Here is a 21,399-nt window from a genome sequence, read left to right as displayed (position 1 = left end):
ATGACTCATAAACAATCGGGGACGCCTACGGGTAAAGTTATGCAAAAATCGGTCTTAATAACAGGATGTTCCAGCGGAATCGGTCTGGAAGCAGCGGTAGAGCTAAAGCGCCAGGGGTTTCATATCCTCGCCGCCTGCCGCAAGCCTGATGACGTCTCACGCATGAATGGGATGGGCTTTACCGGCATCCTGCTGGATCTCGACCTCCCGGAGAGCGTCGATCGCGCCGCCGATGAGATTATCGCGCGGACCGACAACCGTCTCTACGGTATCTTTAATAACGCGGGCTACGGGGTCTACGGCCCGCTGGCCACCATTAGCCGCGAGCAGATGGAGCAGCAGTTCTCCGCCAACTTTTTTGGGGCGCATCAGCTGACCATGCGCCTGCTACCCGCAATGCTCCCCTACGGCGAAGGACGTATCGTGATGACCTCCTCGGTAATGGGGCTGATCTCCACGGCGGGACGCGGGGCCTACGCGGCGAGTAAATATGCCCTTGAGGCGTGGTCGGATGCCCTGCGCATGGAGCTGCGCCACAGCGGCATTCAGGTGAGCCTGATCGAGCCCGGCCCCATCCGCACGCGCTTCACCAAAAACGTTAACCAGACCCAGCAGGATAACCCGGTAGAAAATCCTGGCATTGCCGCACGGTTTACCCTTGGCCCGGAGGCGGTGGTGGCAAAAGTGCGCCATGCTTTTGAGAGCAAGCGTCCAAAGCTGCGCTATCCGGTGACGCTGGTCACCCACGCCGTCTGCTGGCTGAAGCGCCTGCTGCCGGGACGGGCGATGGATAAAATTTTGCGCGGGTGAGTTGAAGGTCACGCCTCTCAACCCCATGTAAAGATAAACGTGAAAACAGAGAATTAGCCATGTCCGTACAGAATATTGTCACTATTACCGAAGCGAACCTCCAACAGACGCTAGAGCAGTCGGTTAACCTGCCGGTGCTTTTCTATTTCTGGTCCGATCGTAGCCAGCACTGCCAGCAGCTGACCCCGGTGCTGGAGTCGCTGGCCGCGCAGTATAGCGGGCAGTTTATTCTGGCGAAGGTAGACTGCGACGCTGAGCAGATGGTGGCCTCGCAGTTTGGCCTGCGGGCGATCCCAACCGTCTATCTGTTCCAGAACGGCCAGCCGGTGGACGGCTTCCAGGGGCCACAGCCGGAAGAGGCGATCCGCGCTCTGCTGGAGAAGGTTCTGCCCCGCCCTGAGGAGCTGAAAGCCCAGCAGGCGATGGCCCTGGCTCAGGAAGGCAACTATGCCGAGGCGCTGCCGCTGGCGAAAGAGGCCTGGCAGCTCTCAAACCAGAACGGCGAATTCGGTCTGCTGCTGGCCGAGACGCTGATCGTTCTTAACCGCGCCGACGAAGCGGAAGCGGTGCTGAAAACCATTCCGCTACAGGATCAGGATACCCGCTACCAGGGCCTGGTGGCGCAGATCGAGCTGCTGAAAAAGGCCGCCGATACTCCAGAGATCCAGCTTCTGCAACAGCAGGTTGAGCAGTCGCCGGAGAACGCCGAGCTGGCGACGCAGCTGGCGTTGCAGCTGCATCAGGTTGGGCGCAACGAAGAGGCGCTGGAGCTGCTGTTTAGCCATCTGCGCAAGGATCTCACTGCCGCTAACGGCGAGGCGCGTAAAATGCTGCAGGAGATCCTCGCCGCGCTGGGGACCGGTGATGCGCTGGCTACATCCTATCGCCGCAAGCTCTATTCACTGCTTTATTGATTGACCGCTATTGCGGCAGGGAGGGTGTAAATGCTTATCGTCATCCCGGTACTGATTTTCGTCGCGCTGGTGATTGTCGGCGCGGGCGTAAAGATTGTGCCGCAGGGCTATCAATGGACCGTCGAACGCTTCGGGCGTTATACCAAATCGTTACAGCCAGGCCTGAGCCTGGTTGTGCCGTTTATGGACAGGATTGGCCGTAAAATCAATATGATGGAACAGGTATTGGATATCCCTTCTCAGGAGGTCATTTCCAAGGATAACGCTAACGTCACCATCGATGCGGTCTGCTTTATCCAGGTGATCGACGCCCCGAAGGCGGCCTACGAGGTGAGCAACCTTGAGCTGGCGATCATTAACCTGACAATGACCAACATCCGTACCGTGCTGGGTTCGATGGAGCTGGACGAGATGCTCTCCCAGCGCGACAACATCAACACCCGCCTGCTGCACATTGTTGATGAGGCGACCAATCCCTGGGGCATCAAGGTGACGCGCATTGAGATCCGCGACGTGCGTCCGCCCGCCGAGCTTATCTCCTCTATGAACGCCCAGATGAAGGCCGAGCGAACCAAGCGCGCCTACATTCTGGAGGCGGAAGGGATCCGCCAGGCGCAGATCGTCAAAGCTGAGGGGGAGAAGCAGTCGAAGATCCTCAAGGCCGAGGGCGAGCGGCAGTCGGCGTTTTTACAGGCCGAAGCCCGTGAACGTTCGGCCGAGGCAGAGGCCCGCGCTACCCAGATGGTCTCCGAGGCGATTGCCGCCGGGGATATTCAGGCGGTGAACTACTTCGTGGCGCAGAAATACACCGAGGCGCTCCAGCACATTGGTTCGTCAACCAACAGCAAAGTCGTACTGATGCCGCTGGAGGCCAGCAGCCTGATGGGCTCTATCGCTGGCATCGCCGAGCTGGTGAAAGAGAGCGCCAGCGAACGGAAAGGCCTATGATCGACTCCCTGCTCCAGCACCTGCACCTCTTCTGGCTCAGCCTTGGCGGCCTGCTGCTGGCAGCCGAGATGTTGGGCGGCAACGGCTATCTGCTCTGGAGCGGCGTGGCGGCGGTGGTGACCGGCCTGCTGGTCTGGCTGCTGCCGTTTGGCTGGGAGTGGCAGGGGGCGCTGTTTGCCCTGCTCACCCTGCTGGCGGCGTGGCTGTGGTGGCGCTGGCTGGCCCGCCGCGTGCGCGAGCAGAAGCCCGCTGATGCGGCACTTAACCAGCGCGGCATGCAGCTGGTGGGCAAACACTTTACCCTCGACGCCCCTCTCGTTAACGGCCGCGGCCATATGCGCGTCGGCGACAGCACCTGGCCGGTGAGCGCCGACGACGATCTGCCCGCCGGTACGCCGGTGGAGGTGGTGGCGGTTGAAGGCATTACCCTACGCATTAAGGCGCGCTAGCTCTCTTTAGCTGAATGCCGATGACAGCAGCCGGAGAGGTTATCGATAATCGGACAGTCAGCCCCGTCATCACCCGGACAGGCGTTCGCCAGGCTCAGCAGCTGATCGCGCATCGCCTGTAGCTCAACAATGTGACGCTCGATCTCCGCCACCTTTTGCAGGGTGTACGCCTTCACGTCGGCGCTGTGCCGGGCCGGATCGTTAAACAGGGTGACCAGCTCGCCGCACTCCTCCAGATTGAAGCCCACCTGCCGCGCCTGGCGCAGCAGGGTTAGCTCATCCAGATGCTGCTGCGTGTAGCTGCGGTAGCCATTCTCACTGCGCAGCGGCGGCGTCACCAGCCCCTTCTCCTCATAGAAGCGGATCGCCTTGCTGGTTAGGCCTGTCTTTTTTGCTACGTCGCTAATGTTCATGATTCCCCCTTGACCTTCCCCTTAATGGAAGGTTTAAGCTTATGTACAGTTAGCCAAAACAGCGGCTCAGTCAATCCTTAATGCACAGGAGTATGATGATGTCCCAAACAATTGAACTGGCGCTGGAGGGTCTCTCCTGCGGCCACTGCGTCAAACGGGTGAAAGAGAGCCTTGAACAGCGTCCCGACGTGGAACGCGCCGAAGTTAGCATCGACCGGGCGGAAGTGACCGGCAGCGCCGATGCGGATGCCCTGATCGATACCGTCAAACAGGCCGGATACGGGGCGACGCTTAGCCACCCAAAGGCTGATCCGCTGGCAGAGTCATCACCTCCGTCGGAAGCACTGACAGCGGCCGAAACTGAGCTTCCGGCAGCGGATGACACTGACGACAGCCAGCAGCTGCTGTTGAGTGGCATGAGCTGCGCCAGCTGCGTTACCCGAGTGCAGAAAGCCTTGCAGGCGGTACCCGGCGTAACCCAGGCACGGGTCAATCTGGCGGAGCGCTCTGCGCTGGTGATGGGCAGCGCCTCCGCCGCTGAATTAGTGAGCGCGGTGGAGAAAGCGGGCTACGGTGCGGAGGCGATTGACGATGACGCCACCCGCCGCGAACGCCAGCAGGAGACCGCCGTTGCTACCATGAAACGCTTCCGCTGGCAGGCGATTGTTGCCCTGCTGGTGGGTATCCCGGTGATGATCTGGGGCATGGCGGGTGACAACATGATGGTCACCGACGCCAATCGCAGCCTTTGGCTGGTCATCGGCCTGATCACTCTTGGGGTGATGATTTTTGCTGGAGGCCACTTCTACCGCAGCGCGTGGAAGAGCCTGCTGAACCGTACTGCCACCATGGACACCCTGGTGGCACTGGGTACCGGAGCCGCCTGGCTCTACTCGATGAGCGTCAACCTCTGGCCGACCTGGTTCCCGATGGAGGCGCGCCACCTTTACTATGAAGCCAGCGCGATGATTATCGGCCTGATTAACCTTGGCCATATGCTGGAGGCTCGCGCCCGCCAGCGTTCATCGAAAGCGCTGGAACGCCTGCTCGACCTGACCCCGCCTACCGCCAGAGTGGTGACCGATGCCGGGGAAGAGACCGTTCCCCTTGCCGAGGTTCATCCGGGCATGACGCTGCGCCTGACCACCGGGGATCGCGTTCCGGTTGACGGGGAGATTGTTCAGGGCGAAGCCTGGCTTGATGAGGCGATGCTGACCGGCGAACCTGTTCCGCAGCAGAAACAGCGTGACGATACTATTCATGCGGGAACGGTGGTCTCCGACGGCAGCGTGCTGTTTCGCGCCAGCCGCACCGGCAGTCATACGACCCTCTCGCGGATCGTCCGCCTGGTGCGCCAGGCCCAGAGCAGCAAGCCGGAGATCGGCCAGCTGGCGGACAGGATCTCCGCGGTCTTCGTGCCGGTGGTGGTCGCGATTGCCCTCGTGAGCGGGGCGATCTGGTACCTCTTTGGCCCTGCCCCGCAGATCGTCTATACCCTGGTGATCGCCACCACGGTGCTGATTATTGCCTGCCCCTGTGCGCTGGGCCTGGCCACGCCGATGTCGATTATCTCCGGTGTCGGCCGCGCCGCCGAGTTTGGCGTGCTGGTGCGCGATGCCGATGCGCTCCAGCGCGCCAGCCAGCTCGATACGCTGGTGTTTGATAAGACCGGCACCCTCACCGAGGGCCGCCCACAGGTAGCGTCGGTCATGACCTACAGCGATCTCTCCCGAGAGCAGGCGCTGCGCCTGGCCGCCGCGCTGGAGCAGGGTTCCAGTCACCCGCTGGCCCGGGCGATTATCGATAAGGCCGGAACAGAACCATTAGCAGAGGTGATTAACTTTCGTACCCTGCGCGGGCTGGGCCTGAGCGGTGAATGCGAAGGTCGACGCCTGTTGCTGGGCAACCAGGCGCTGCTGAACGAACAGGGTATTGATACCGCCGCGCTGGAGAGCGATATCGCTGCCCAGGCAGCCACGGGCGCGACGCCAGTGCTGCTGGCGGTAGACGGCAAGGCGGCAGCGCTGTTTGCCATTCGCGATCCGCTGCGTGAGGATAGCGTGGCGGCGTTGCAGCGCCTGCACCGGGCTGGCTACCGGCTGGTAATGCTGACCGGTGACAACGCCGTGACCGCCAACGCTATCGCCAAAGAGGCCGGTCTCGATGAGGTCATTGCCGGGGTGCTCCCCGATGGCAAAGCCGCCGCAATTCAGGATCTGCAACGCCAGGGTCGTCAGGTCGCCATGGTGGGGGACGGCATCAACGATGCCCCGGCGCTGGCCCAGGCCGAAGTCGGTATCGCCATGGGCGGTGGCAGCGATGTAGCGATTGAGACCGCCGCTATCACCCTGATGCGCCACAGCCTGATGGGCGTTGCCGATGCGCTGGCTATCTCTCGCGCCACGCTGCGCAATATGAAGCAGAACCTGGTGGGGGCGTTTATCTATAACTCGCTGGGCATTCCGATTGCCGCCGGGATCCTCTGGCCGCTGACCGGAACGCTGCTCAATCCGGTGGTGGCCGGGGCGGCGATGGCGCTCTCCTCCATTACGGTAGTGAGCAACGCTAACCGTCTGCTGCGCTTTACCCCAAAAGAGTAGCGATTTGCACCTTCTCCCGGCTCGCGCTAGCATGAACTTTTCAGCCGGGAGAGCCTATGGGCCTGTTTAACCGTTTAAAAATGCTGTTGGGTGCGCTGTACAGCCGCACCTATTCGTGGCCCGCGCTGGATGTCACCCTGCCGGGTGGACGCTACCTGCACCTGGTCGGCAGTATCCACATGGGCACCCGCGATATGTCTCCCCTGCCGGACGGGCTGCTGCGCAAGCTTAAGCAGGCCGACGCCCTGATCGTTGAGGCCGACGTCTCCGTTAGCGGCTCGCCTTTCTCCGAGCTTCCTCCGCGCCCGCCGCTGGCGGAGCGGCTGGATCCCGCCCAGCTTGCCGAGTTATCCCGGGTGCTGAACGAGCTGGCACTGCCGCTGGAGAGCTTTGATCGGCAACCCGCATGGAAGATCGCCCTGGTATTGCAGGCAACCCAGGCCCAGCGCTTAGGGCTGCGCCCCGACTACGGTATCGACTATCAGATGCTGCAGGCTGCCCACAACAGGCAGATGCAAGTGATTGAGCTGGAGGGAACGGCGGATCAGGTTAACCTGCTCTGTCAGCTACCGGAGGATGGTAAAGCGCTGCTGCTGGATACCCTCACCCACTGGCACACCAATGCCCGTCTGTTACAGGTGATGCTCAGCTGGTGGCTCAACAGTCCCCCTGCCGAGGCGTCGCAGCCCCTCCCCTCTACGTTTAGCCAGCCGCTTTACGATGTGCTAATGCATCAGCGCAACCAGGCCTGGTGCAAACGGCTGCTGGCGCTGCCGCCGGGCCACTATGTGGTGGCTGCGGGCGCACTGCACCTCTATGGCGAAGGAAATTTACCAACGCTTCTGCGGCAGAAAATGAGCGTATAATGTCGCATACCGAGATTTCCCAGCCTGTTTTGCATTTAACGCTGGGATAAACAACGAAAAAATAGTCTTATTAAGATTGTCCTGAATTGACCAAAACTCTTTAACACTTGCATTGTTTAAAGTTACAAATTATCCTCTTGACTAATTCAACCGCAAGATAAATTAAGCATGCTGAGCTATTTAAAGTTATTTTTTGGTACCAAACTATCAATAAAAACAGCGACATGGATTTTTAATAACTCAAATCTTTCCCGCAAAAACCGGAATTTAGCGTTACGTAAATCAGGCGTAGTTTTTCTAGGAAAGTCAGTAATTAACGCTCCATTCTTTTACAACTGTGGCAATATACGTCTTGGCAACGGTTCTTTCGTTAATTATAACTGCACGATGCTGGACAACGAAACGATTACGATTGGCGAAAAAACGATACTGGGACCTAACGTAACTATTTGTACCGTTACTCATCCCGTGGACTCACCAAATCGAAAAGAAACCGTCTCCGAGGCCGTAACCGTCGGTAATAACGTTTGGATCGGTGCAAGTGTCGTTATTCTTCCGGGTGTCACTATTGGTGATAACAGCGTCATTGCAGCTAATAGTGTTGTCACATCTCATATTCCGGAAAATACACTGTTTGCCGGTGCCCCTGCTGTGTTTAAACGCCATATAAACGTTAGCTGACGCTTATCCATACAATAACGGGTCATGACAGAATCGATCGTCTCTCCACAATAAACGGCAAGATGGTACTATTTTTGCGAGCGCCGTCAGGCGTATGCTGATAGCTCGCTCATCTGTGGTAAGAAGGATTTTTATGACTCCCGCCGTAAAGTTACTCGAAAAGAATAAGATCCCTTTTCAGCTGCATAGCTACGATCACGATCCCCATGAAACTAACTTTGGCGATGAGGTCGTGCGTAAGCTCGGCCTGAACGCCGACCAGGTCTACAAGACGCTGCTGGTGGCGGTAAACGGTGATATGAAGCAGCTGGCGGTCGCAGTGACGCCGGTGGCTGGTCAGCTGGATCTGAAAAAGGTGGCGAAGGCGCTGGGGGCGAAGAAGGTCGATATGGCCGATCCCGCTATTGCCCAACGCACCACCGGCTATCTGGTGGGCGGTATCAGCCCGCTGGGGCAAAAAAAGCGCCTGCCGACGCTTATCGACGCTCCCGCTCAGGGATTCGCGACGATCTATATCTCTGGCGGCAGACGCGGGCTGGATATTGAGCTGGCGGCAGGCGACCTGGCGAAGATGCTGGACGCAAAATTTGCCGATATCGCCCGCCGGGATTAGCTCGTTGTAGGCCGGATCAGACGCGCTTGCGTCGCCATCCGGCGTTCAGCATCCCACATACGCCTGATGGCGGCTGACGCCTTATCAGGCCTACAAAAGACAGGCCGTGCTCACCCGGCGTTGTAACGTTACTGCCAGTTCACCTCGCCCTGCGGCTCAAGGGTTGCGGCATCCAGCGGTGAATTCTGCTGAATGTACTGCTTGAGCACCTCGGCATCAATAAAGCCGGTGTTAACGTAGCCGGGCTTATCGTCCAGACGCGGATAGCCGTCGCCGCCGGTGGCGTTAAAGCTGAGGGTTGCCATACGGTAGGTTTTAGCGAGATCCACCGGCTCACCGTTGATCTTCAGATCGTTAAGCGTGCCGTTCGCCATCGTAAAGCTGACATGGCTAAACTGCGGATAGGCCCCTGAGTTGGGCTTCATCTGCGCCACAGCGGTGAGGTAGTCCACCACCTCTTTCCCGGTCATATCGGCATAGACCACGACGTTGCCGAACGGCTGCACTTTCAGCACGTCTTTGTAGGTGATATCCCCTGCGGCAATGCTGTCGCGGATCCCGCCGCCGCTCATCACGGCAAAGTTGGCTCCGGTACGTGCCATCTGCGCGGCGAGGATCAGGTGCCCAAGGTTGGTCTGCACAAAGCGCACCTTGCTGCGATCGCCTTCAAGAGGCGCATTGACCGAACCAATTTTCACCGCCAGCTGAGCCTTGCCTTTATTCTGGAAGGGTGTCAGTAGAGAGAGCATCTGAGCGTTCTCAGGGATCTCTGGCGCATAGAGCACGCGTTCGCTCTCGCCGTTATCGTAAACGACCTTTTTCTTCAGGTTAATGGGGATCAGCTGATAGTGCACCAGCTTCATCTCACCGTTGCGGAACTCAAAGTCGGCGCGGCCGACGTATTTGCCCCACTCGTGAGCCTGAACGATCCAGATACCGTTCTGCCGGTCCGGTGCGCAGGGTGTGCCCGGTACATAATCTACCTGCTTTTTATTCTCCGCCGCCATACAGACCGGGTTTTGTGAATGGCCGCCAACAATCATCGCCAGCGACCCCGCAGGCAGGCTGCGTGCCATTTCGACATCGCCCGGCGCGTTAGAGCCGTGCTCGCCGTTATCGTAGTGTCCCATATGGGTGGTGGCAATCAGGATGTCCGGCCGCTCTTTTTCATCCAGACCATTCAGCTCCTGAATCACCAGCTTCGCCTCGTCGGCGGGCTTGCGGAACTCAATGTCGGTGAAGAACTCCGGATTGCCAATTTTGGCGGTGTCATCGGTGGTCAGACCGATTACGCCGATTTTCAGATCCTGGCGCTTGAAGATAGCCCACGGCTTAAAGAGACGCTCGCCGGTACTCTTCTGATAGATATTGGCTGACAGGAAGGGGAACTTAGCCCACTTCTCCTGCTGGCGCAGCACCTCCATAGGATTATCAAACTCATGGTTGCCGACCGCCATCGCGTCGTAGCCGATGAGGTTCATACCGCGGAAATCCGGCTCGGCATCCAGGAGATCGGACTCCGGCACGCCAGTGTTGATATCGCCGCCGGAGAGTACCAGTACGCTGCCCCCTTCGGCAGCCACCTCTTTGCGGACGCTGTCCACCAGCGTTTTCTGTGCTGCCAGACCATATTCGCGGTCTTCGCTGCGCCAGAAGTGGCCGTGGTGATCGTTAGTGTGCAGGATGGTTATTTTATAGGTTTTATCCTGTTCCCAGGCCTGGGCAGGCAGACTGGTGAGCCCCCACGCGGCGAGAAGCGCCAGCGCAACGCCCTGCTTTAACATATTCATTTCTCTCTCCCTGATGACATAACACACGCAAAAGTAGCGCGGGGACAGAGAATAAACAAATAGGATTTTATGTCTGCGACTTCCCTCAAAGAGTCGGGACGCGTATGTTAGTTTGCTAATAATCAGGACGTTTTCACAACTCCTGCACTCCAATAAAAGACAAAAAGTGACATTTTATGGCAATAAATCAATCCACCGGCGCGCTTTCCGGCGCTACCGCATCGCCGCCGCGTACTGCGTTCGGTATTTTGGGAGCGATCAGCCTCTCGCATCTGCTCAACGATATGTTGCAGTCGCTGATCCTCGCCCTCTATCCGCTGCTGCAAGCTGACTTCTCGCTGAGCTTTGTGCAGATCGGTATGATCACCCTCACCTTTCAGCTCGCCTCTTCGCTCTTACAGCCGGTGGTGGGCTACTACACCGATAAGCATCCGATGCCGTGGTCGCTACCTATCGGCATGTGCTTTACCCTCTTCGGCCTGGTGCTGCTGGCGCTGGCGAGCAGCTTCGGCATGGTGCTGCTGGCGGCGGGACTGGTAGGGACCGGATCCTCTGTGTTCCACCCGGAGTCCTCCCGCGTAGCGCGCATGGCCTCCGGCGGTCGTCATGGTCTGGCGCAGTCCATCTTTCAGGTCGGGGGTAACTTTGGTAGCTCTCTCGGGCCGCTGCTGGCGGCCCTGATTATCGCCCCCTACGGCAAGGGTAACGTGGGCTGGTTTGTTCTGGCCGCGCTGCTGGCTATCGTGGTGCTGGCGCAGGTCAGCCGCTGGTATGCTGCCCAGCATCGGGTGAATAAGGGGCAAAAAGCCGTTATTGAGCGCAGTTCGCTGCCGCGTAATAAAGTGGTGCTGGCGGTAGGCATCCTGCTAATGCTGATTTTCTCAAAATACTTCTATATGGCGAGCATCAGCAGCTATTACACCTTTTATTTAATGGAAAAATTCCACTTATCGGTGCAAAACGCCCAGTTTCATCTGTTTGCGTTCCTGCTGGCGGTCGCGGCGGGAACCGTGATTGGCGGCCCCGTTGGCGATAAGATTGGCCGTAAATATGTTATTTGGGGCTCTATCCTCGGCGTTGCCCCTTTTACGCTGGTTTTACCCTACGCATCCCTCTACTGGACCGGAATTTTAACCGCAATCATTGGGTTTATCCTTGCTTCGGCCTTTTCCGCCATTCTGGTCTATGCCCAGGAGCTGCTGCCGGGGCGTATCGGCATGGTTTCCGGACTCTTTTTTGGCTTCGCTTTTGGCATGGGCGGGCTTGGCGCAGCCGTGCTGGGGCTGGTTGCCGACCATACTAATATATTCGTAGTCTATAAAATCTGTGCTTTTCTGCCGCTTTTAGGGATGTTAACTATATTCCTGCCCGATAATCGCCATAAAGCCTGATTCCAGGGCGGCCAAAGGCAAACTTTGGCCGCCTGCATTGCCCATTCCATAACACCTGCAAGGCGCTCACTGCGCTAATCTCCTGCCAATCGCTTTTTTTGTGTCAGAGCGTGCTTTTCTTCAATATTCAACAATTATTCATAAACATAATGATTAAAATTGTCATAGACTGTAACTCGGGCTTCTGGTTTTTTGACCAGAAATGGATCCACTACCGCGAAAGGAGACGGAATGCATCACGCCACACCGCTTATCACCACCATTGTTGGCGGCCTTGTGCTCGCCTTTATCCTCGGCATGATTGCCAACAAGCTGCGAATCTCTCCGCTGGTGGGTTACCTGTTAGCGGGCGTGCTCTCCGGTCCTTTTACACCCGGCTTCGTGGCCGATACCAAGCTGGCCCCCGAGCTGGCTGAGCTGGGGGTGATCCTGCTGATGTTTGGCGTGGGTCTCCACTTTTCGCTTAAGGATTTGATGGCGGTAAAGTCCATCGCCATTCCCGGTGCCATCGCACAGATTGCTGTCGCGACGCTGCTGGGTATGGCGCTCTCCGCCGTGATGGACTGGTCATTAATGACCGGTATCGTCTTTGGACTCTGTCTCTCTACCGCCAGTACCGTGGTGCTGCTGCGCGCTCTTGAGGAGCGACAGCTTATCGACAGCCAGCGCGGGCAGATCGCCATTGGCTGGCTGATTGTAGAAGATCTGGTGATGGTGTTAACGCTGGTCCTGCTGCCTGCCGTCGCCGGCATGATTGAAAAAGGTAACGTTGGGCTGGCGACGCTGTCGCTGGATATGGGGATCACCATTGGCAAGGTGGTGGCGTTTATCGCCATCATGATGCTGGTAGGCCGTCGTCTTGTCCCGTGGATCATGGCCCGCAGCGCGGCCACCGGTTCGCGGGAGCTATTTACCCTCTCGGTGCTGGCCCTCGCGCTGGGCATCGCCTTTGGTGCGGTCGAGCTGTTTGACGTCTCCTTTGCCCTCGGCGCGTTCTTTGCCGGTATGGTGCTGAACGAGTCCGAGCTGAGCCACCGTGCCGCGCACGACACCCTGCCCCTGCGCGACGCCTTTGCGGTTCTTTTCTTTGTCTCCGTCGGGATGCTGTTTGACCCTAAAATTTTAATCGATGAGCCGCTGGCCGTCGCCGGAACGCTGGCGATCATTATCTTTGGGAAATCCATTGCCGCCTTCTTCCTGGTACGCATGTTCGGCCACTCGCCGCGCACTGCGTTAACCATCGCCGCTAGTTTGGCGCAGATTGGTGAGTTCGCCTTTATTCTGGCGGGTCTCGGTATGGCGCTGGATCTGCTGCCGCAGACCGGGCAGAACCTGGTTCTGGCCGGGGCGATCCTCTCGATTATGCTTAACCCGATCCTCTTTGCCCTGCTGGAGAAGTACCTCGACAAGACCGAAACCCTGGAAGAGCAAACGCTGGAAGAGGCTACCGAAGATGAGAAACAGATCCCGGTGGATATCTGCAACCATGCTCTGCTGGTGGGTTTTGGCCGCGTAGGCAGCCTGCTGGGCGAGAAGCTAATGGCTCAGGGTATTCCGCTGGTGGTGATCGAAACGTCGCGTACCCGGGTGGACGAGCTGCGTGAGCGCGGTATTCGCGCGGTGCTGGGCAACGCGGCCAACGAAGAGATCATGAACCTCGCGCACCTCGACTGCGCCCGCTGGCTGCTGCTTACCATCCCCAACGGTTACGAGGCCGGTGAAGTGGTGGCTACCGCTCGCCAGAAGTGCCCGAACATTGAGATCATTGCCCGGGCGCACTATGACGACGAGGTGGATTACATCACCGAACGCGGTGCAAACCAGGTGGTGATGGGCGAACGTGAGATTGCCAACACCATGCTGACGTTGATTGAGAAGCGGCCGGTTGAAGAGGCGGTTACCGGATAATCCCCCAGCCCCGGCAGACACTCACCCGCCGGGGCGTTTTCGTAGAAGCGTGCTTTTTCCCATCATTACCCCCTCCCTGCTTACGTAAGCGCATCTATCCTGCTGCTGGCATTTTGTTAACAATCACGTTATAAAGAGACCCTACGCGGACATTTAGACATCTATACGTTTAGAAGGTGATATGCACACGCAGCAAGAGAATGGGCAGCTTAAGCGCACCATGAAAACCCGCCATTTGATTATGCTTTCATTGGGCGGCGTGATTGGCACAGGGTTATTTTTTAATACGGGATACATCATCTCTACGACAGGCGCAGCGGGAACGCTGCTGGCTTATCTTATTGGGGCGCTGGTTGTCTGGCTGGTGATGCAGTGCCTTGGTGAGCTTTCCGTGGCGATGCCGGTAACAGGTGCTTTTCATGTCTATGCGGCGCGCTATATTGGCCCGGCAACGGGATATACCGTGGCATGGCTCTACTGGCTCACCTGGACAGTCGCATTGGGGTCCAGCTTTACCGCTGCCGGGTTCTGTATGCAGTACTGGTTCCCGCATATTCCCGTCTGGATATGGAGCGCCCTGTTTTGTGTCGTGATTTTTTCTCTTAACGCGATTTCAACGCGCTTTTTTGCCGAGGGCGAATTCTGGTTCTCCCTGGTTAAAGTCGCGACCATCATCGTTTTCATCATCTTAGGCTGCGGGGCGATTTTTGGTTTTATCGCGATGAAAGACGGCTCACCTTCGCCGGGGCTATCCAACCTCACCCGTGAAGGCTGGTTCCCACACGGTGGCTTACCCATTTTGATGACGATGGTAGCAGTCAATTTTGCATTTTCTGGCACTGAGCTTATTGGTATCGCGGCAGGCGAAACGGAAAATTCACACCACGCTATCCCGGTCGCGATCCGTACCACCATTGCCCGGCTGATTATATTCTTTATCGGCACCGTTTTTGTCCTGGCGGCACTTATTCCGATGCAGGTGGCAGGCGTCGAGAAGAGTCCGTTTGTGCTGGTCTTTGAGAAAATAGGTATTCCCTATGCGGCGGATATTTTTAACTTCGTCATTCTTACCGCAATTCTCTCTGCGGCGAATTCCGGACTTTATGCATCGGGACGCATGCTGTGGTCGCTGTCCAATGAAAAAACGCTGCCGAGCTGTTTTGCCCGCGTCAATAAGAACGGCGTGCCGCTGGTCGCGCTTTCTGTCTCAATGCTTGGCGGTCTGCTGGCGCTTTTATCGAGCGTGGTCGCGCCCGATACTGTGTTCGTTGCCCTTAGCGCCATCTCTGGTTTCGCCGTTGTGGCCGTATGGCTCAGTATCTGCGCGGCACACTTTATTTTTCGTCGCCGTCATCTCCAGTCGGGCAAGCCGTTGACCGATCTGCAATACAGGGCGCCCTGGTACCCGCTGGTTCCCGTCCTGGGATTCGTGCTCTGTCTGCTGGCCTGCGTTGGCCTTGCATTCGACCCGGATCAGCGCATTGCGCTTTACTGCGGAGTGCCTTTTGTTGCCCTTTGCTACGCGACCTATTTTCTTACCCACAGAACAAAATCAAAGGAGGCTGACTATGCCGCAGATTAATCCCCTTACCGCTCTGCTTGAAAGCCATCCCTTTATTGTCCTTGATGGCGCTCTGGCCACCGAGCTGGAGGTGCGCGGATGCAACCTTGCCGATAATCTCTGGTCCGCCAAAGTATTAATGGAAAATCCTCAGCTCATTCGCGACGTACATCTGGATTACTTCCGTGCGGGCGCGCAGGTAGCGATTACTGCCAGTTACCAGGCCACGCCTGCTGGCTTTTCTGCTCGCGGGCTGACCGAGTCACAATCGAGATCGCTTATTGAGCACAGTGTGGCGCTGGCGCAAGAGGCACGTGAAATTTACCAGGCAGAAAACACCAGCGCAGGTCCGCTGCTTGTGGCTGGCTCTGTCGGGCCATACGGTGCGTATCTGGCCGATGGCTCTGAGTATCGCGGTGACTACGTCCGTAGCGCCGAAGAGTTTCAGGCGTTTCATCGTCCGCGGATTGAAGCGTTGCTCAATGCAGGCGCAGATCTGCTGGCCTGTGAAACCTTACCCTCGTTTGCAGAGATAGAGGCATTAGCCGATCTGCTGCTGGACTATCCGCAGGCGCAGGCGTGGTTCTCATTTACCCTACGTGACGAGAGCCACTTGAGTGACGGCACCCCTCTCGTCGAGGTAGTGGAGACGCTGGCAAAATATCCGCAAATCGTTGCGCTGGGAATTAACTGTATTGCGCTGGAAAAAACGACCGCAGCGCTAACACAGCTGCACAGCCTGACTGCGCTACCGTTGGTTGTCTACCCTAACTCCGGGGAAACCTACGACGCGACAACGAAGGAGTGGCATACGCACGGCGATTCATGTGGCTCCTTAGTAGGATATTTACCACAGTGGTTAGAGGCCGGTGCGCGGCTTATCGGCGGATGCTGCCGGACTACCCCAAAAGATATCGCAGCGCTGAGTGAACACGGTTAACAGGCTATTCATCATTTCTCTCAAGCCAGAAAATTTAGAAAACTTCGTAACCTATAGCGCCTGCAGATGACTATGCAGGCGCTGGTATAACTAACGGCTTTCTCTACCCTGCCCTAACTTTCGAGCTATCGAATATCCTATTTGTTTATCTGCTGGGCGGATTTCAGGTGCTGCTCAACGACCGGCGTATGCGCGTCGGCCAGAGCCTTCACATCCGCATCCTTGATCATACTGGCGTCACTTTTCAGCTTCGCTAGCACCATCTCATGGTCCTTGGTGCCGGCGTTTTCCATATACATTTTGTCAAACGCGTCGCCGCTCTGCTTCTCTAGTTGGGCGGCCATAGTCTTGTGCATGGCGTCTGGCTCAGTGGGCAGCGTCACGCCTTTTTGCTGGGCGGTGGTCTGTACTTTGGTCAGGGCAGCGCCGTGATCGTCGACCATCTTCTGAGCGAACGCTTTAACTTCGCTGCTTTGGGCCTTGTTAAGCGCGATCTTTGCAGCGGCGATTTCGTTGATATTGGCCTGCGCCATGTCCTTCAAGGCTTTTTCGTCACCGGCGCTAAGCTTAGTGTTCGATGCTGTTTGGCCTGTGGCGTCACTCTGCGTGGCGCTGGTCTGCGTCTGGGCTTGCACGCCGACAGAGATGAACATAGCTGCTACTGCTGATACGGCTAGCAGCTTTTTCAAGGTTTGACTCTTTTGCATTTTGTTCTCCTGATGGTCATGGGTAAGGTTGGCGACAGGTAATTAACCGTGCGCAACCTCGTATGTAAGTTACAGCCTCAATGGTCAGTATAGTGGATGATCGATTAGCGACAGCGGTTTACGCTAGGATCCTCAATGGAGGACAGCAGGAAATGCCGGAGTTCGGCTGCAACCTCTTCTGGAGCCTCTTCAGCCATATGGTGGCCGCTGCTTATCGCTTTGCCCCGGACATCGTTTGCCCAGCTTTTCCAGATACCGACTACGTCGCCATATATCTCTTCCAGATCATCATATTTCGACCATAAGCAGAGCGTCGGACATGTAATCATCCGTCCGTGCTGACGGTCCTCAAGCTCATGCTCCTTATCTATAGATAAACCCGCCCGGTAGTCTTCGATCATCCCATGTACCGTTTCGGGATCGTGTATGGCTCGCCTGAACTCAACATACTCTTCATCACCCATTGATTTCGGCTGCCCTCCATACCACTTGTCCGGATCGGCCAGAATTGCCCGCTCGGGTTTTTCTGGTTGAGCAAAGAAGAACCAGTGGTACCACTGTCTGGCAAACTTCTCATTACACCGGTTGAGCGCTTCAAGTATGGGGATGCAGTCCAGGACGGCAAGGTGAGTGATTCGCTGCGGGTAATCAAGAGCAGCACGGTAGGCTGTGTAACTTCCTCTGTCATGTCCAACCAGGGCAAACTGTTCGAAACCCAGCTGGCTCATCAACTCGACACAATCTTTTGCCTTCGCTCTTTTAGAAGAACCCCCATGGTCAGGCTGATCGACAGGTTTGGATGAGCGGCCAAAACCCCGCAAATCAGGGCAGACAACGGTAAATGATTTAGCAAGCTCCGGAGCCAATTTTGACCAGGTCGCGTGGGTTCGGGGATGCCCGTGCAGCAGCAAAACGGGAGGCCCATTTCCGCCATAGCGTACATTAAGCTCTGCTTCTGAAACGCGTATTGTTGTGTGCGTAAATCCCTCAAACATAGGTTTCCTCCACCCGTTGGTTAGTAAAAATATAGCGGCGGAGCGTCAGATCGACATTTGCCCTGCATCGATAGCATCGATTTTAAACAATATGTAAAGAGTTCACTGCGGGTCAGGAAAGGTGGTAGGATAAGCATGTCTGGTGATCGTCCAGACCACATCCTCTTGCAGGTTTGATGCCCCTGAATCGATGCGGGTGCACCTCATCCCAATGAGCTGATTAAGCAGCTCCCACATGTTCTCATCTAGCCAAATGCGGCGCGCTCGATAGCGCTGGTGTGCGATAGTTCGCAAGGATTTCTCACAGCATTGGCAACACAGATATCAAATATAAGCAGCGTTATTCGAGGACGAATGGCCCGCTTGCCAATGCAGTTAAGGCACATCATGAATAAAATAACCCATGGAAATTATGTGGGCATGACCACTTGCCAAATCCTGGTTGAAGCGGAACATAGCGCCTCAGCGATTGTTTTACAGCCAGAGTATGCCAGCCCGGAAGAAGCTATCGGAGCCATATCGGTGGAGTTGCTTAAGTCTGGTAAAAGTCTGACATTTAAAGAAATTCAGCTGGTGCTGATTGTCAGAATGAAGCTGTCTTCTGGAGAGGCGCAGCAGACTATTTTACGTGAGGCTTTGATGCTGGTAACGAACAAGTCGTTATTTTAACCCTGGTCACCTTGACCAGGGCGTCTTCACTTTGTGACGAGGTTATTTAGCCAGTAGCTCTCTGCGGACAATTTCTGCGCCTGCGCTTAACGCATTGAGCTTGCCTCTGGCTACCCGGCGTGACAGCGGCGTCATGCCGCAGTTGGTGCAGGGATAGAGCTTATCGGCATCGACAAACTGAAGTGCCTTGCGCAGCGTATCGGCGACCTCTTCCGGTGTCTCAATGGTATTGGTTGCCACATCAATCGCCCCAATCATCACTTTTTTGCCGCGAATCAACTCAATGAGATCCATTGGCACATGAGAGTTTTGACACTCCAGAGAGACGATATCGATGTTAGATTTTTGCAGCTTAGGGAAGATCTCTTCATATTGACGCCACTCGGAGCCCAGCGTCTTTTTCCAGTCGGTATTGGCTTTGATGCCATAGCCATAGCAGATATGCACGGCGGTTTCGCACTGGAGTCCTTCAATAGCTCTTTCTAACGCAGCAATGCCCCAGTCATTGACCTCATCAAAAAAGACATTAAACGCGGGCTCATCAAACTGAATGATATCAACCCCGGCAGCCTCCAACTCTTTCGCTTCCTGATTAAGAATTTTGGCAAATTCCCAGGCCAGTTTTTCACGGCTTTTGTAGTGGCCGTCATACAGCGTATCGATCATGGTCATCGGCCCTGGCAAGGCCCATTTAATCGGTCGATCGGTTTGCTGACGTAAGAATTTGGCATCCTCTACAAACACCGGCTTTTGACGGCTTACCTCACCCACTACCGACGGTACGCTGGCATCATAACGATTGCGGATTTTAACGATCTCACGTTTCTCAAAATCAACGCCGCTAAGGTGCTCAATAAACGTTGTGACGAAGTGCTGTCGAGTTTGTTCGCCGTCGCTGACGATATCAATCCCCGCCTGCTCTTGCTCTTGTAGTCCCAACCGCAGCGCATCCTGCTTGCCCTCGATCAGCTCGTCGCCCTGTAATTTCCAGGGGGACCACAGGGTCTCAGGTTGTGCAAGCCAGGCCGGTTTAGGCAAGCTGCCCGCGGTAGACGTTGGTAATAATTTTTTCATAGCAGGTGACCTTATATTTTTAGTTAATCAAAGAGCAGGATGAGCAGACCATTGCTCAAGCAGGATCTGGTAAGGTTTGATAAAGTGCTCTTCGGTAAACCGTCCCTGCTCAATCGCTAACCTGCTGCGCTCTTCTCGATCGTAAACAATTTGCGTTAACGAGTAGTCCCGGTAGTTCAGGCTGGGCTGATAGATATGTCCTGCCGCTGAGTTAGCGTTATAGATCTCCGGCCGGTAGATCTTCTGGAATGTCTCCATCGTACTGATGGTGCTGATAAGCTCCAGATCGCTGTAATCACGCAGCAGATCGCCTGCAAAATAGAAGGCCAACGGCGCAACGCTGCCTTGCGGCATAAAGTAGCGCACCTGCAATCCCATTTTCGCAAAATAGCGATCCGTCAGGGAGGCGCTATCCTGCTGATATTCGATGCCCAATACAGGATGCTCATTGCCCGTCCGCTGATAGACGTTTTTACTTGATACGCTCAGGCAGATAACCGGGGCTTTATTAAACTTCTCTTTATAGCAGCCCGACTCAACAAAACGCTTAAATATGTTGCCGTGCAGATCGCCAAAGTCATCAGGCGTGCCAAATTCGGTTTGATCTTTATTATACTCTGACAGCAGCACGCTAAAGTCATAGTCACGAACGTAGGAGGAGAAGTTATTGCCGACGATGCCCTCAATGCGCTCGTCAGTTTTACGATCGACAATATTAGTTTTCAATACTTCAATCACCGGGAAAGCATTGCTCTTGCCTTCGGTAGCAATATTCAACTCAACGGAGATGATTTCCAGCTCCACTGCGTAGCGATCGCCTTTAGGATTATCCCAATACGCCAGCGAATTGAACCGGTTGTCGATCATCGTTAAGGCATTGCGCAGGTTCTCCTGGCGCTTTTCACCTCTGGCTAAATTAGCAAAGTTGGTGGTGATACGCGTGCTCTCGGAGGGGTTATAATTCTCGTCGAAGCAGAGACTCTTCACGTTAAATGTAATCGCTTTATTCATCGTAATCTGTATGATCAATTGTTAATAGCATGATCACTTTATGCCTGAGTCATCGCGTGAGTAAAAGTGATTTAATTTCATTCAACATGAAGAACCTTCATGATCGGGATGAAGCCCAGCCTGGCTTTCATCAGGCAAGCTTAATAAGCACCACGCCTGTCGTCAGCAGGGCCACGCCCAGCCAGCCAATACGATTTAGTTTTTGACCAAACAGCATCCAGCCTGCCGCGACGGTAGCAATCAGACCGAAGCTGCCCCACAGCGCGTAGGCTACTGACAAATCAATCCCTTTTACCGCCTGTGATAAGGCGCTGAACGCCCCCAGCACGGCGACCAGCGACAGCACACCGTGTATTGGCCGACGAAAACCGTTGGAATATTTGAGAAAGATGTTAGCGACGATTTCAAGGCCAATCGCCAGTGCCAGCCAGGCAATATGCACTGCATTAAACGTAGTCATGCTGCTGCTCCTTACGTGCCTGCGTACCGGATTTGATCAGCGCAACGCCCGTAACAAGGGTGACTAAGCCTGCGATTTTCATCGCCGATAGGGTTTCATCGAACAGCATTACGCTGAACAGGGTAATAAACAGAATACCCAGGCCTTCCCAGAGAGCATAAGCGACGCCCAGGGCAATACGTTTTACAGCAAACGATAAAAAAATGTACGAGAGCGCGATCATCATCAGCATGAAAATGAAACCCGCTTTGTCATTATTGACGCTCGCCCATTTCATCGAAAGGGTGCCGGTTATTTCAGCCGCAATAGCCAGAACTAATAAAATCCAATAACGCATTATTTCTCTCCTAATGAGAAACAGGTGTCCGCCACGCAAAAATAAGCGTGTCAGCAGAGTAAAATTAAATTGTGAGTAAAGGAGAGAACGGATCTATAGCGCAGAGCGCCAATGCTGGTCGCAGATCGAACAGTGGGATAAGGTGTGAAGGCAGAGGCGGTTAATAGTCATGGGTGCGAACATCTTGTTCATAGTTTTACAACTTATCCACGTTGTTGCTTTTCCTCAGTGTGGATGAAAAATTGTCCTCGGTAGTTAAACA

At 55.6% G+C, this 21,399-nt stretch carries 21 protein-coding genes; 13 read left to right on the top strand and 8 right to left on the bottom strand.

Annotated features, from left to right (window positions below):
- The 4 genes from RTM13_RS07115 to RTM13_RS07100 are packed head-to-tail and all read left to right on the top strand — an operon-like array spanning nt 1 to nt 3,121.
- Nucleotides 1–810, top strand: coding sequence for an SDR family oxidoreductase (locus RTM13_RS07115; RefSeq protein WP_312211271.1), 810 nt, complete (start codon nt 1–3; stop codon nt 808–810).
- A gap of 59 nt (nt 811–869) precedes the next feature.
- Nucleotides 870–1,724, top strand: coding sequence for a co-chaperone YbbN (locus tag RTM13_RS07110; protein ID WP_312211270.1), 855 nt, complete (start codon nt 870–872; stop codon nt 1,722–1,724).
- Between the two features lie 30 nt (nt 1,725–1,754).
- Nucleotides 1,755–2,672 carry an SPFH domain-containing protein gene (locus RTM13_RS07105; protein ID WP_312211269.1) on the top strand — a complete coding sequence of 306 codons (918 nt, stop codon included), beginning with the start codon at nt 1,755–1,757 and terminating at the stop codon, nt 2,670–2,672.
- Complete coding sequence (locus RTM13_RS07100; protein WP_312211268.1) at nt 2,669–3,121, top strand: NfeD family protein; 453 nt, start codon at nt 2,669–2,671, stop codon at nt 3,119–3,121. The genes RTM13_RS07105 and RTM13_RS07100 overlap by 4 nt, the downstream gene beginning before the upstream one ends.
- On the opposite strand, the gene cueR is transcribed toward RTM13_RS07100, so the two are convergent.
- On the bottom strand, nt 3,118–3,534 hold the full coding sequence (gene cueR, locus RTM13_RS07095) for a Cu(I)-responsive transcriptional regulator (protein ID WP_154057423.1): 417 nt from the start codon (nt 3,532–3,534) through the stop codon (nt 3,118–3,120). The genes RTM13_RS07100 and cueR overlap by 4 nt on opposite strands.
- A gap of 98 nt (nt 3,535–3,632) precedes the next feature.
- Here cueR and copA point away from each other — a divergent pair, with 98 nt between their 5' ends.
- From copA to ybaK, 4 genes are all read left to right on the top strand, one after another.
- Nucleotides 3,633–6,134 (top strand): copper-exporting P-type ATPase CopA, encoded by a 2,502-nt coding sequence (gene copA / locus RTM13_RS07090; RefSeq protein ID WP_312211265.1) that lies wholly within the window; start codon nt 3,633–3,635, stop codon nt 6,132–6,134.
- A gap of 56 nt (nt 6,135–6,190) precedes the next feature.
- Nucleotides 6,191–7,000, top strand: coding sequence for a TraB/GumN family protein (locus RTM13_RS07085; protein ID WP_312211263.1), 810 nt, complete (start codon nt 6,191–6,193; stop codon nt 6,998–7,000).
- Nucleotides 7,001–7,168: 168 nt separating this feature from the next.
- Entirely contained in the window at nt 7,169–7,681 is a 513-nt protein-coding gene (locus RTM13_RS07080) for a DapH/DapD/GlmU-related protein (protein WP_312211261.1), read from the top strand.
- Between the two features lie 133 nt (nt 7,682–7,814).
- Nucleotides 7,815–8,294, top strand: coding sequence for a Cys-tRNA(Pro)/Cys-tRNA(Cys) deacylase YbaK (gene ybaK, locus RTM13_RS07075; protein WP_312211259.1), 480 nt, complete (start codon nt 7,815–7,817; stop codon nt 8,292–8,294).
- A gap of 128 nt (nt 8,295–8,422) precedes the next feature.
- Here ybaK and ushA read toward each other — a convergent pair whose 3' ends face one another.
- Nucleotides 8,423–10,084, bottom strand: a complete 1,662-nt coding sequence (gene ushA, locus RTM13_RS07070; RefSeq protein ID WP_312211257.1) for a bifunctional UDP-sugar hydrolase/5'-nucleotidase UshA — start codon at nt 10,082–10,084, stop codon at nt 8,423–8,425.
- 176 nt (nt 10,085–10,260) lie between these two features.
- Here ushA and RTM13_RS07065 point away from each other — a divergent pair, with 176 nt between their 5' ends.
- From RTM13_RS07065 to mmuM, 4 genes are all read left to right on the top strand, one after another.
- Nucleotides 10,261–11,475, top strand: coding sequence for an MFS transporter (locus RTM13_RS07065; RefSeq protein WP_312211255.1), 1,215 nt, complete (start codon nt 10,261–10,263; stop codon nt 11,473–11,475).
- Nucleotides 11,476–11,706: 231 nt separating this feature from the next.
- Nucleotides 11,707–13,383: a YbaL family putative K(+) efflux transporter gene (ybaL, locus tag RTM13_RS07060; protein ID WP_312211254.1), complete on the top strand. Its 1,677-nt coding sequence runs from the start codon at nt 11,707–11,709 to the stop codon at nt 13,381–13,383.
- A gap of 181 nt (nt 13,384–13,564) precedes the next feature.
- Nucleotides 13,565–14,965 (top strand): S-methylmethionine permease, encoded by a 1,401-nt coding sequence (mmuP, locus tag RTM13_RS07055; RefSeq protein ID WP_312211252.1) that lies wholly within the window; start codon nt 13,565–13,567, stop codon nt 14,963–14,965.
- Complete coding sequence (gene mmuM, locus RTM13_RS07050) at nt 14,952–15,884, top strand: homocysteine S-methyltransferase (RefSeq protein ID WP_312211251.1); 933 nt, start codon at nt 14,952–14,954, stop codon at nt 15,882–15,884. Before mmuP ends, mmuM begins: the two co-directional genes overlap by 14 nt.
- 137 nt (nt 15,885–16,021) lie before the next feature.
- On the opposite strand, the gene RTM13_RS07045 is transcribed toward mmuM, so the two are convergent.
- Together RTM13_RS07045 and RTM13_RS07040 are read right to left on the bottom strand one after the other, a co-directional pair.
- Entirely contained in the window at nt 16,022–16,591 is a 570-nt protein-coding gene (locus tag RTM13_RS07045; RefSeq protein WP_312211249.1) for a DUF4142 domain-containing protein, read from the bottom strand.
- A 104-nt stretch (nt 16,592–16,695) separates the two neighbouring features.
- A complete protein-coding gene (locus tag RTM13_RS07040) occupies nt 16,696–17,586 on the bottom strand; it encodes an alpha/beta hydrolase (RefSeq protein WP_312211247.1) in 891 nt (296 codons plus the stop codon).
- Between the two features lie 387 nt (nt 17,587–17,973).
- Between RTM13_RS07040 and RTM13_RS07035 the strand changes: the two genes are divergently transcribed.
- Nucleotides 17,974–18,255 carry a biofilm development regulator YmgB/AriR family protein gene (locus RTM13_RS07035; RefSeq protein WP_312211245.1) on the top strand — a complete coding sequence of 94 codons (282 nt, stop codon included), beginning with the start codon at nt 17,974–17,976 and terminating at the stop codon, nt 18,253–18,255.
- A 42-nt stretch (nt 18,256–18,297) separates the two neighbouring features.
- Here the strand turns inward: RTM13_RS07035 and RTM13_RS07030 are convergent, their stop codons facing one another.
- The 4 genes from RTM13_RS07030 to mdtJ form a co-directional block, all read right to left on the bottom strand.
- On the bottom strand, nt 18,298–19,329 hold the full coding sequence (locus RTM13_RS07030) for a methionine synthase (RefSeq protein ID WP_312211243.1): 1,032 nt from the start codon (nt 19,327–19,329) through the stop codon (nt 18,298–18,300).
- A 27-nt stretch (nt 19,330–19,356) separates the two neighbouring features.
- Nucleotides 19,357–20,340 (bottom strand): DUF1852 domain-containing protein, encoded by a 984-nt coding sequence (locus RTM13_RS07025; protein WP_312211241.1) that lies wholly within the window; start codon nt 20,338–20,340, stop codon nt 19,357–19,359.
- A 130-nt stretch (nt 20,341–20,470) separates the two neighbouring features.
- Nucleotides 20,471–20,800, bottom strand: a complete 330-nt coding sequence (gene mdtI / locus RTM13_RS07020; RefSeq protein ID WP_312211239.1) for a multidrug/spermidine efflux SMR transporter subunit MdtI — start codon at nt 20,798–20,800, stop codon at nt 20,471–20,473.
- Nucleotides 20,787–21,137, bottom strand: coding sequence for a multidrug/spermidine efflux SMR transporter subunit MdtJ (gene mdtJ / locus RTM13_RS07015; RefSeq protein WP_409456029.1), 351 nt, complete (start codon nt 21,135–21,137; stop codon nt 20,787–20,789). The genes mdtI and mdtJ overlap by 14 nt, the downstream gene beginning before the upstream one ends.
- Nucleotides 21,138–21,399 lie beyond the last annotated feature (262 nt).

Source organism: Pseudescherichia sp., assembly GCF_031979925.1.
Classification (GTDB): Bacteria; Pseudomonadota; Gammaproteobacteria; order Enterobacterales; family Enterobacteriaceae; genus Pseudescherichia.
The sequence above is the reverse complement of the archived record's forward strand: the minus strand, read 5'-3'. Positions and strand labels throughout refer to the sequence as shown.

Excerpts from the sequence above, each read along its gene's own strand:
- RTM13_RS07115 (WP_312211271.1), top strand. The coding sequence starts at position 1 with ATGACTCATAAACAATCGGGGACGCCTACGGGTAAAGTTATGCAAAAA.
- RTM13_RS07110 (WP_312211270.1), top strand. The coding sequence starts at position 870 with ATGTCCGTACAGAATATTGTCACTATTACCGAAGCGAACCTCCAACAG.
- RTM13_RS07105 (WP_312211269.1), top strand. The coding sequence starts at position 1,755 with ATGCTTATCGTCATCCCGGTACTGATTTTCGTCGCGCTGGTGATTGTC.
- RTM13_RS07100 (WP_312211268.1), top strand. The coding sequence starts at position 2,669 with ATGATCGACTCCCTGCTCCAGCACCTGCACCTCTTCTGGCTCAGCCTT.
- cueR (WP_154057423.1), bottom strand. The coding sequence starts at position 3,534 with ATGAACATTAGCGACGTAGCAAAAAAGACAGGCCTAACCAGCAAGGCG.
- copA (WP_312211265.1), top strand. The coding sequence starts at position 3,633 with ATGTCCCAAACAATTGAACTGGCGCTGGAGGGTCTCTCCTGCGGCCAC.
- RTM13_RS07085 (WP_312211263.1), top strand. The coding sequence starts at position 6,191 with ATGGGCCTGTTTAACCGTTTAAAAATGCTGTTGGGTGCGCTGTACAGC.
- RTM13_RS07080 (WP_312211261.1), top strand. The coding sequence starts at position 7,169 with ATGCTGAGCTATTTAAAGTTATTTTTTGGTACCAAACTATCAATAAAA.
- ybaK (WP_312211259.1), top strand. The coding sequence starts at position 7,815 with ATGACTCCCGCCGTAAAGTTACTCGAAAAGAATAAGATCCCTTTTCAG.
- ushA (WP_312211257.1), bottom strand. The coding sequence starts at position 10,084 with ATGAATATGTTAAAGCAGGGCGTTGCGCTGGCGCTTCTCGCCGCGTGG.
- RTM13_RS07065 (WP_312211255.1), top strand. The coding sequence starts at position 10,261 with ATGGCAATAAATCAATCCACCGGCGCGCTTTCCGGCGCTACCGCATCG.
- ybaL (WP_312211254.1), top strand. The coding sequence starts at position 11,707 with ATGCATCACGCCACACCGCTTATCACCACCATTGTTGGCGGCCTTGTG.
- mmuP (WP_312211252.1), top strand. The coding sequence starts at position 13,565 with ATGCACACGCAGCAAGAGAATGGGCAGCTTAAGCGCACCATGAAAACC.
- mmuM (WP_312211251.1), top strand. The coding sequence starts at position 14,952 with ATGCCGCAGATTAATCCCCTTACCGCTCTGCTTGAAAGCCATCCCTTT.
- RTM13_RS07045 (WP_312211249.1), bottom strand. The coding sequence starts at position 16,591 with ATGCAAAAGAGTCAAACCTTGAAAAAGCTGCTAGCCGTATCAGCAGTA.
- RTM13_RS07040 (WP_312211247.1), bottom strand. The coding sequence starts at position 17,586 with ATGTTTGAGGGATTTACGCACACAACAATACGCGTTTCAGAAGCAGAG.
- RTM13_RS07035 (WP_312211245.1), top strand. The coding sequence starts at position 17,974 with ATGAATAAAATAACCCATGGAAATTATGTGGGCATGACCACTTGCCAA.
- RTM13_RS07030 (WP_312211243.1), bottom strand. The coding sequence starts at position 19,329 with ATGAAAAAATTATTACCAACGTCTACCGCGGGCAGCTTGCCTAAACCG.
- RTM13_RS07025 (WP_312211241.1), bottom strand. The coding sequence starts at position 20,340 with ATGAATAAAGCGATTACATTTAACGTGAAGAGTCTCTGCTTCGACGAG.
- mdtI (WP_312211239.1), bottom strand. The coding sequence starts at position 20,800 with ATGACTACGTTTAATGCAGTGCATATTGCCTGGCTGGCACTGGCGATT.
- mdtJ (WP_409456029.1), bottom strand. The coding sequence starts at position 21,137 with ATGCGTTATTGGATTTTATTAGTTCTGGCTATTGCGGCTGAAATAACC.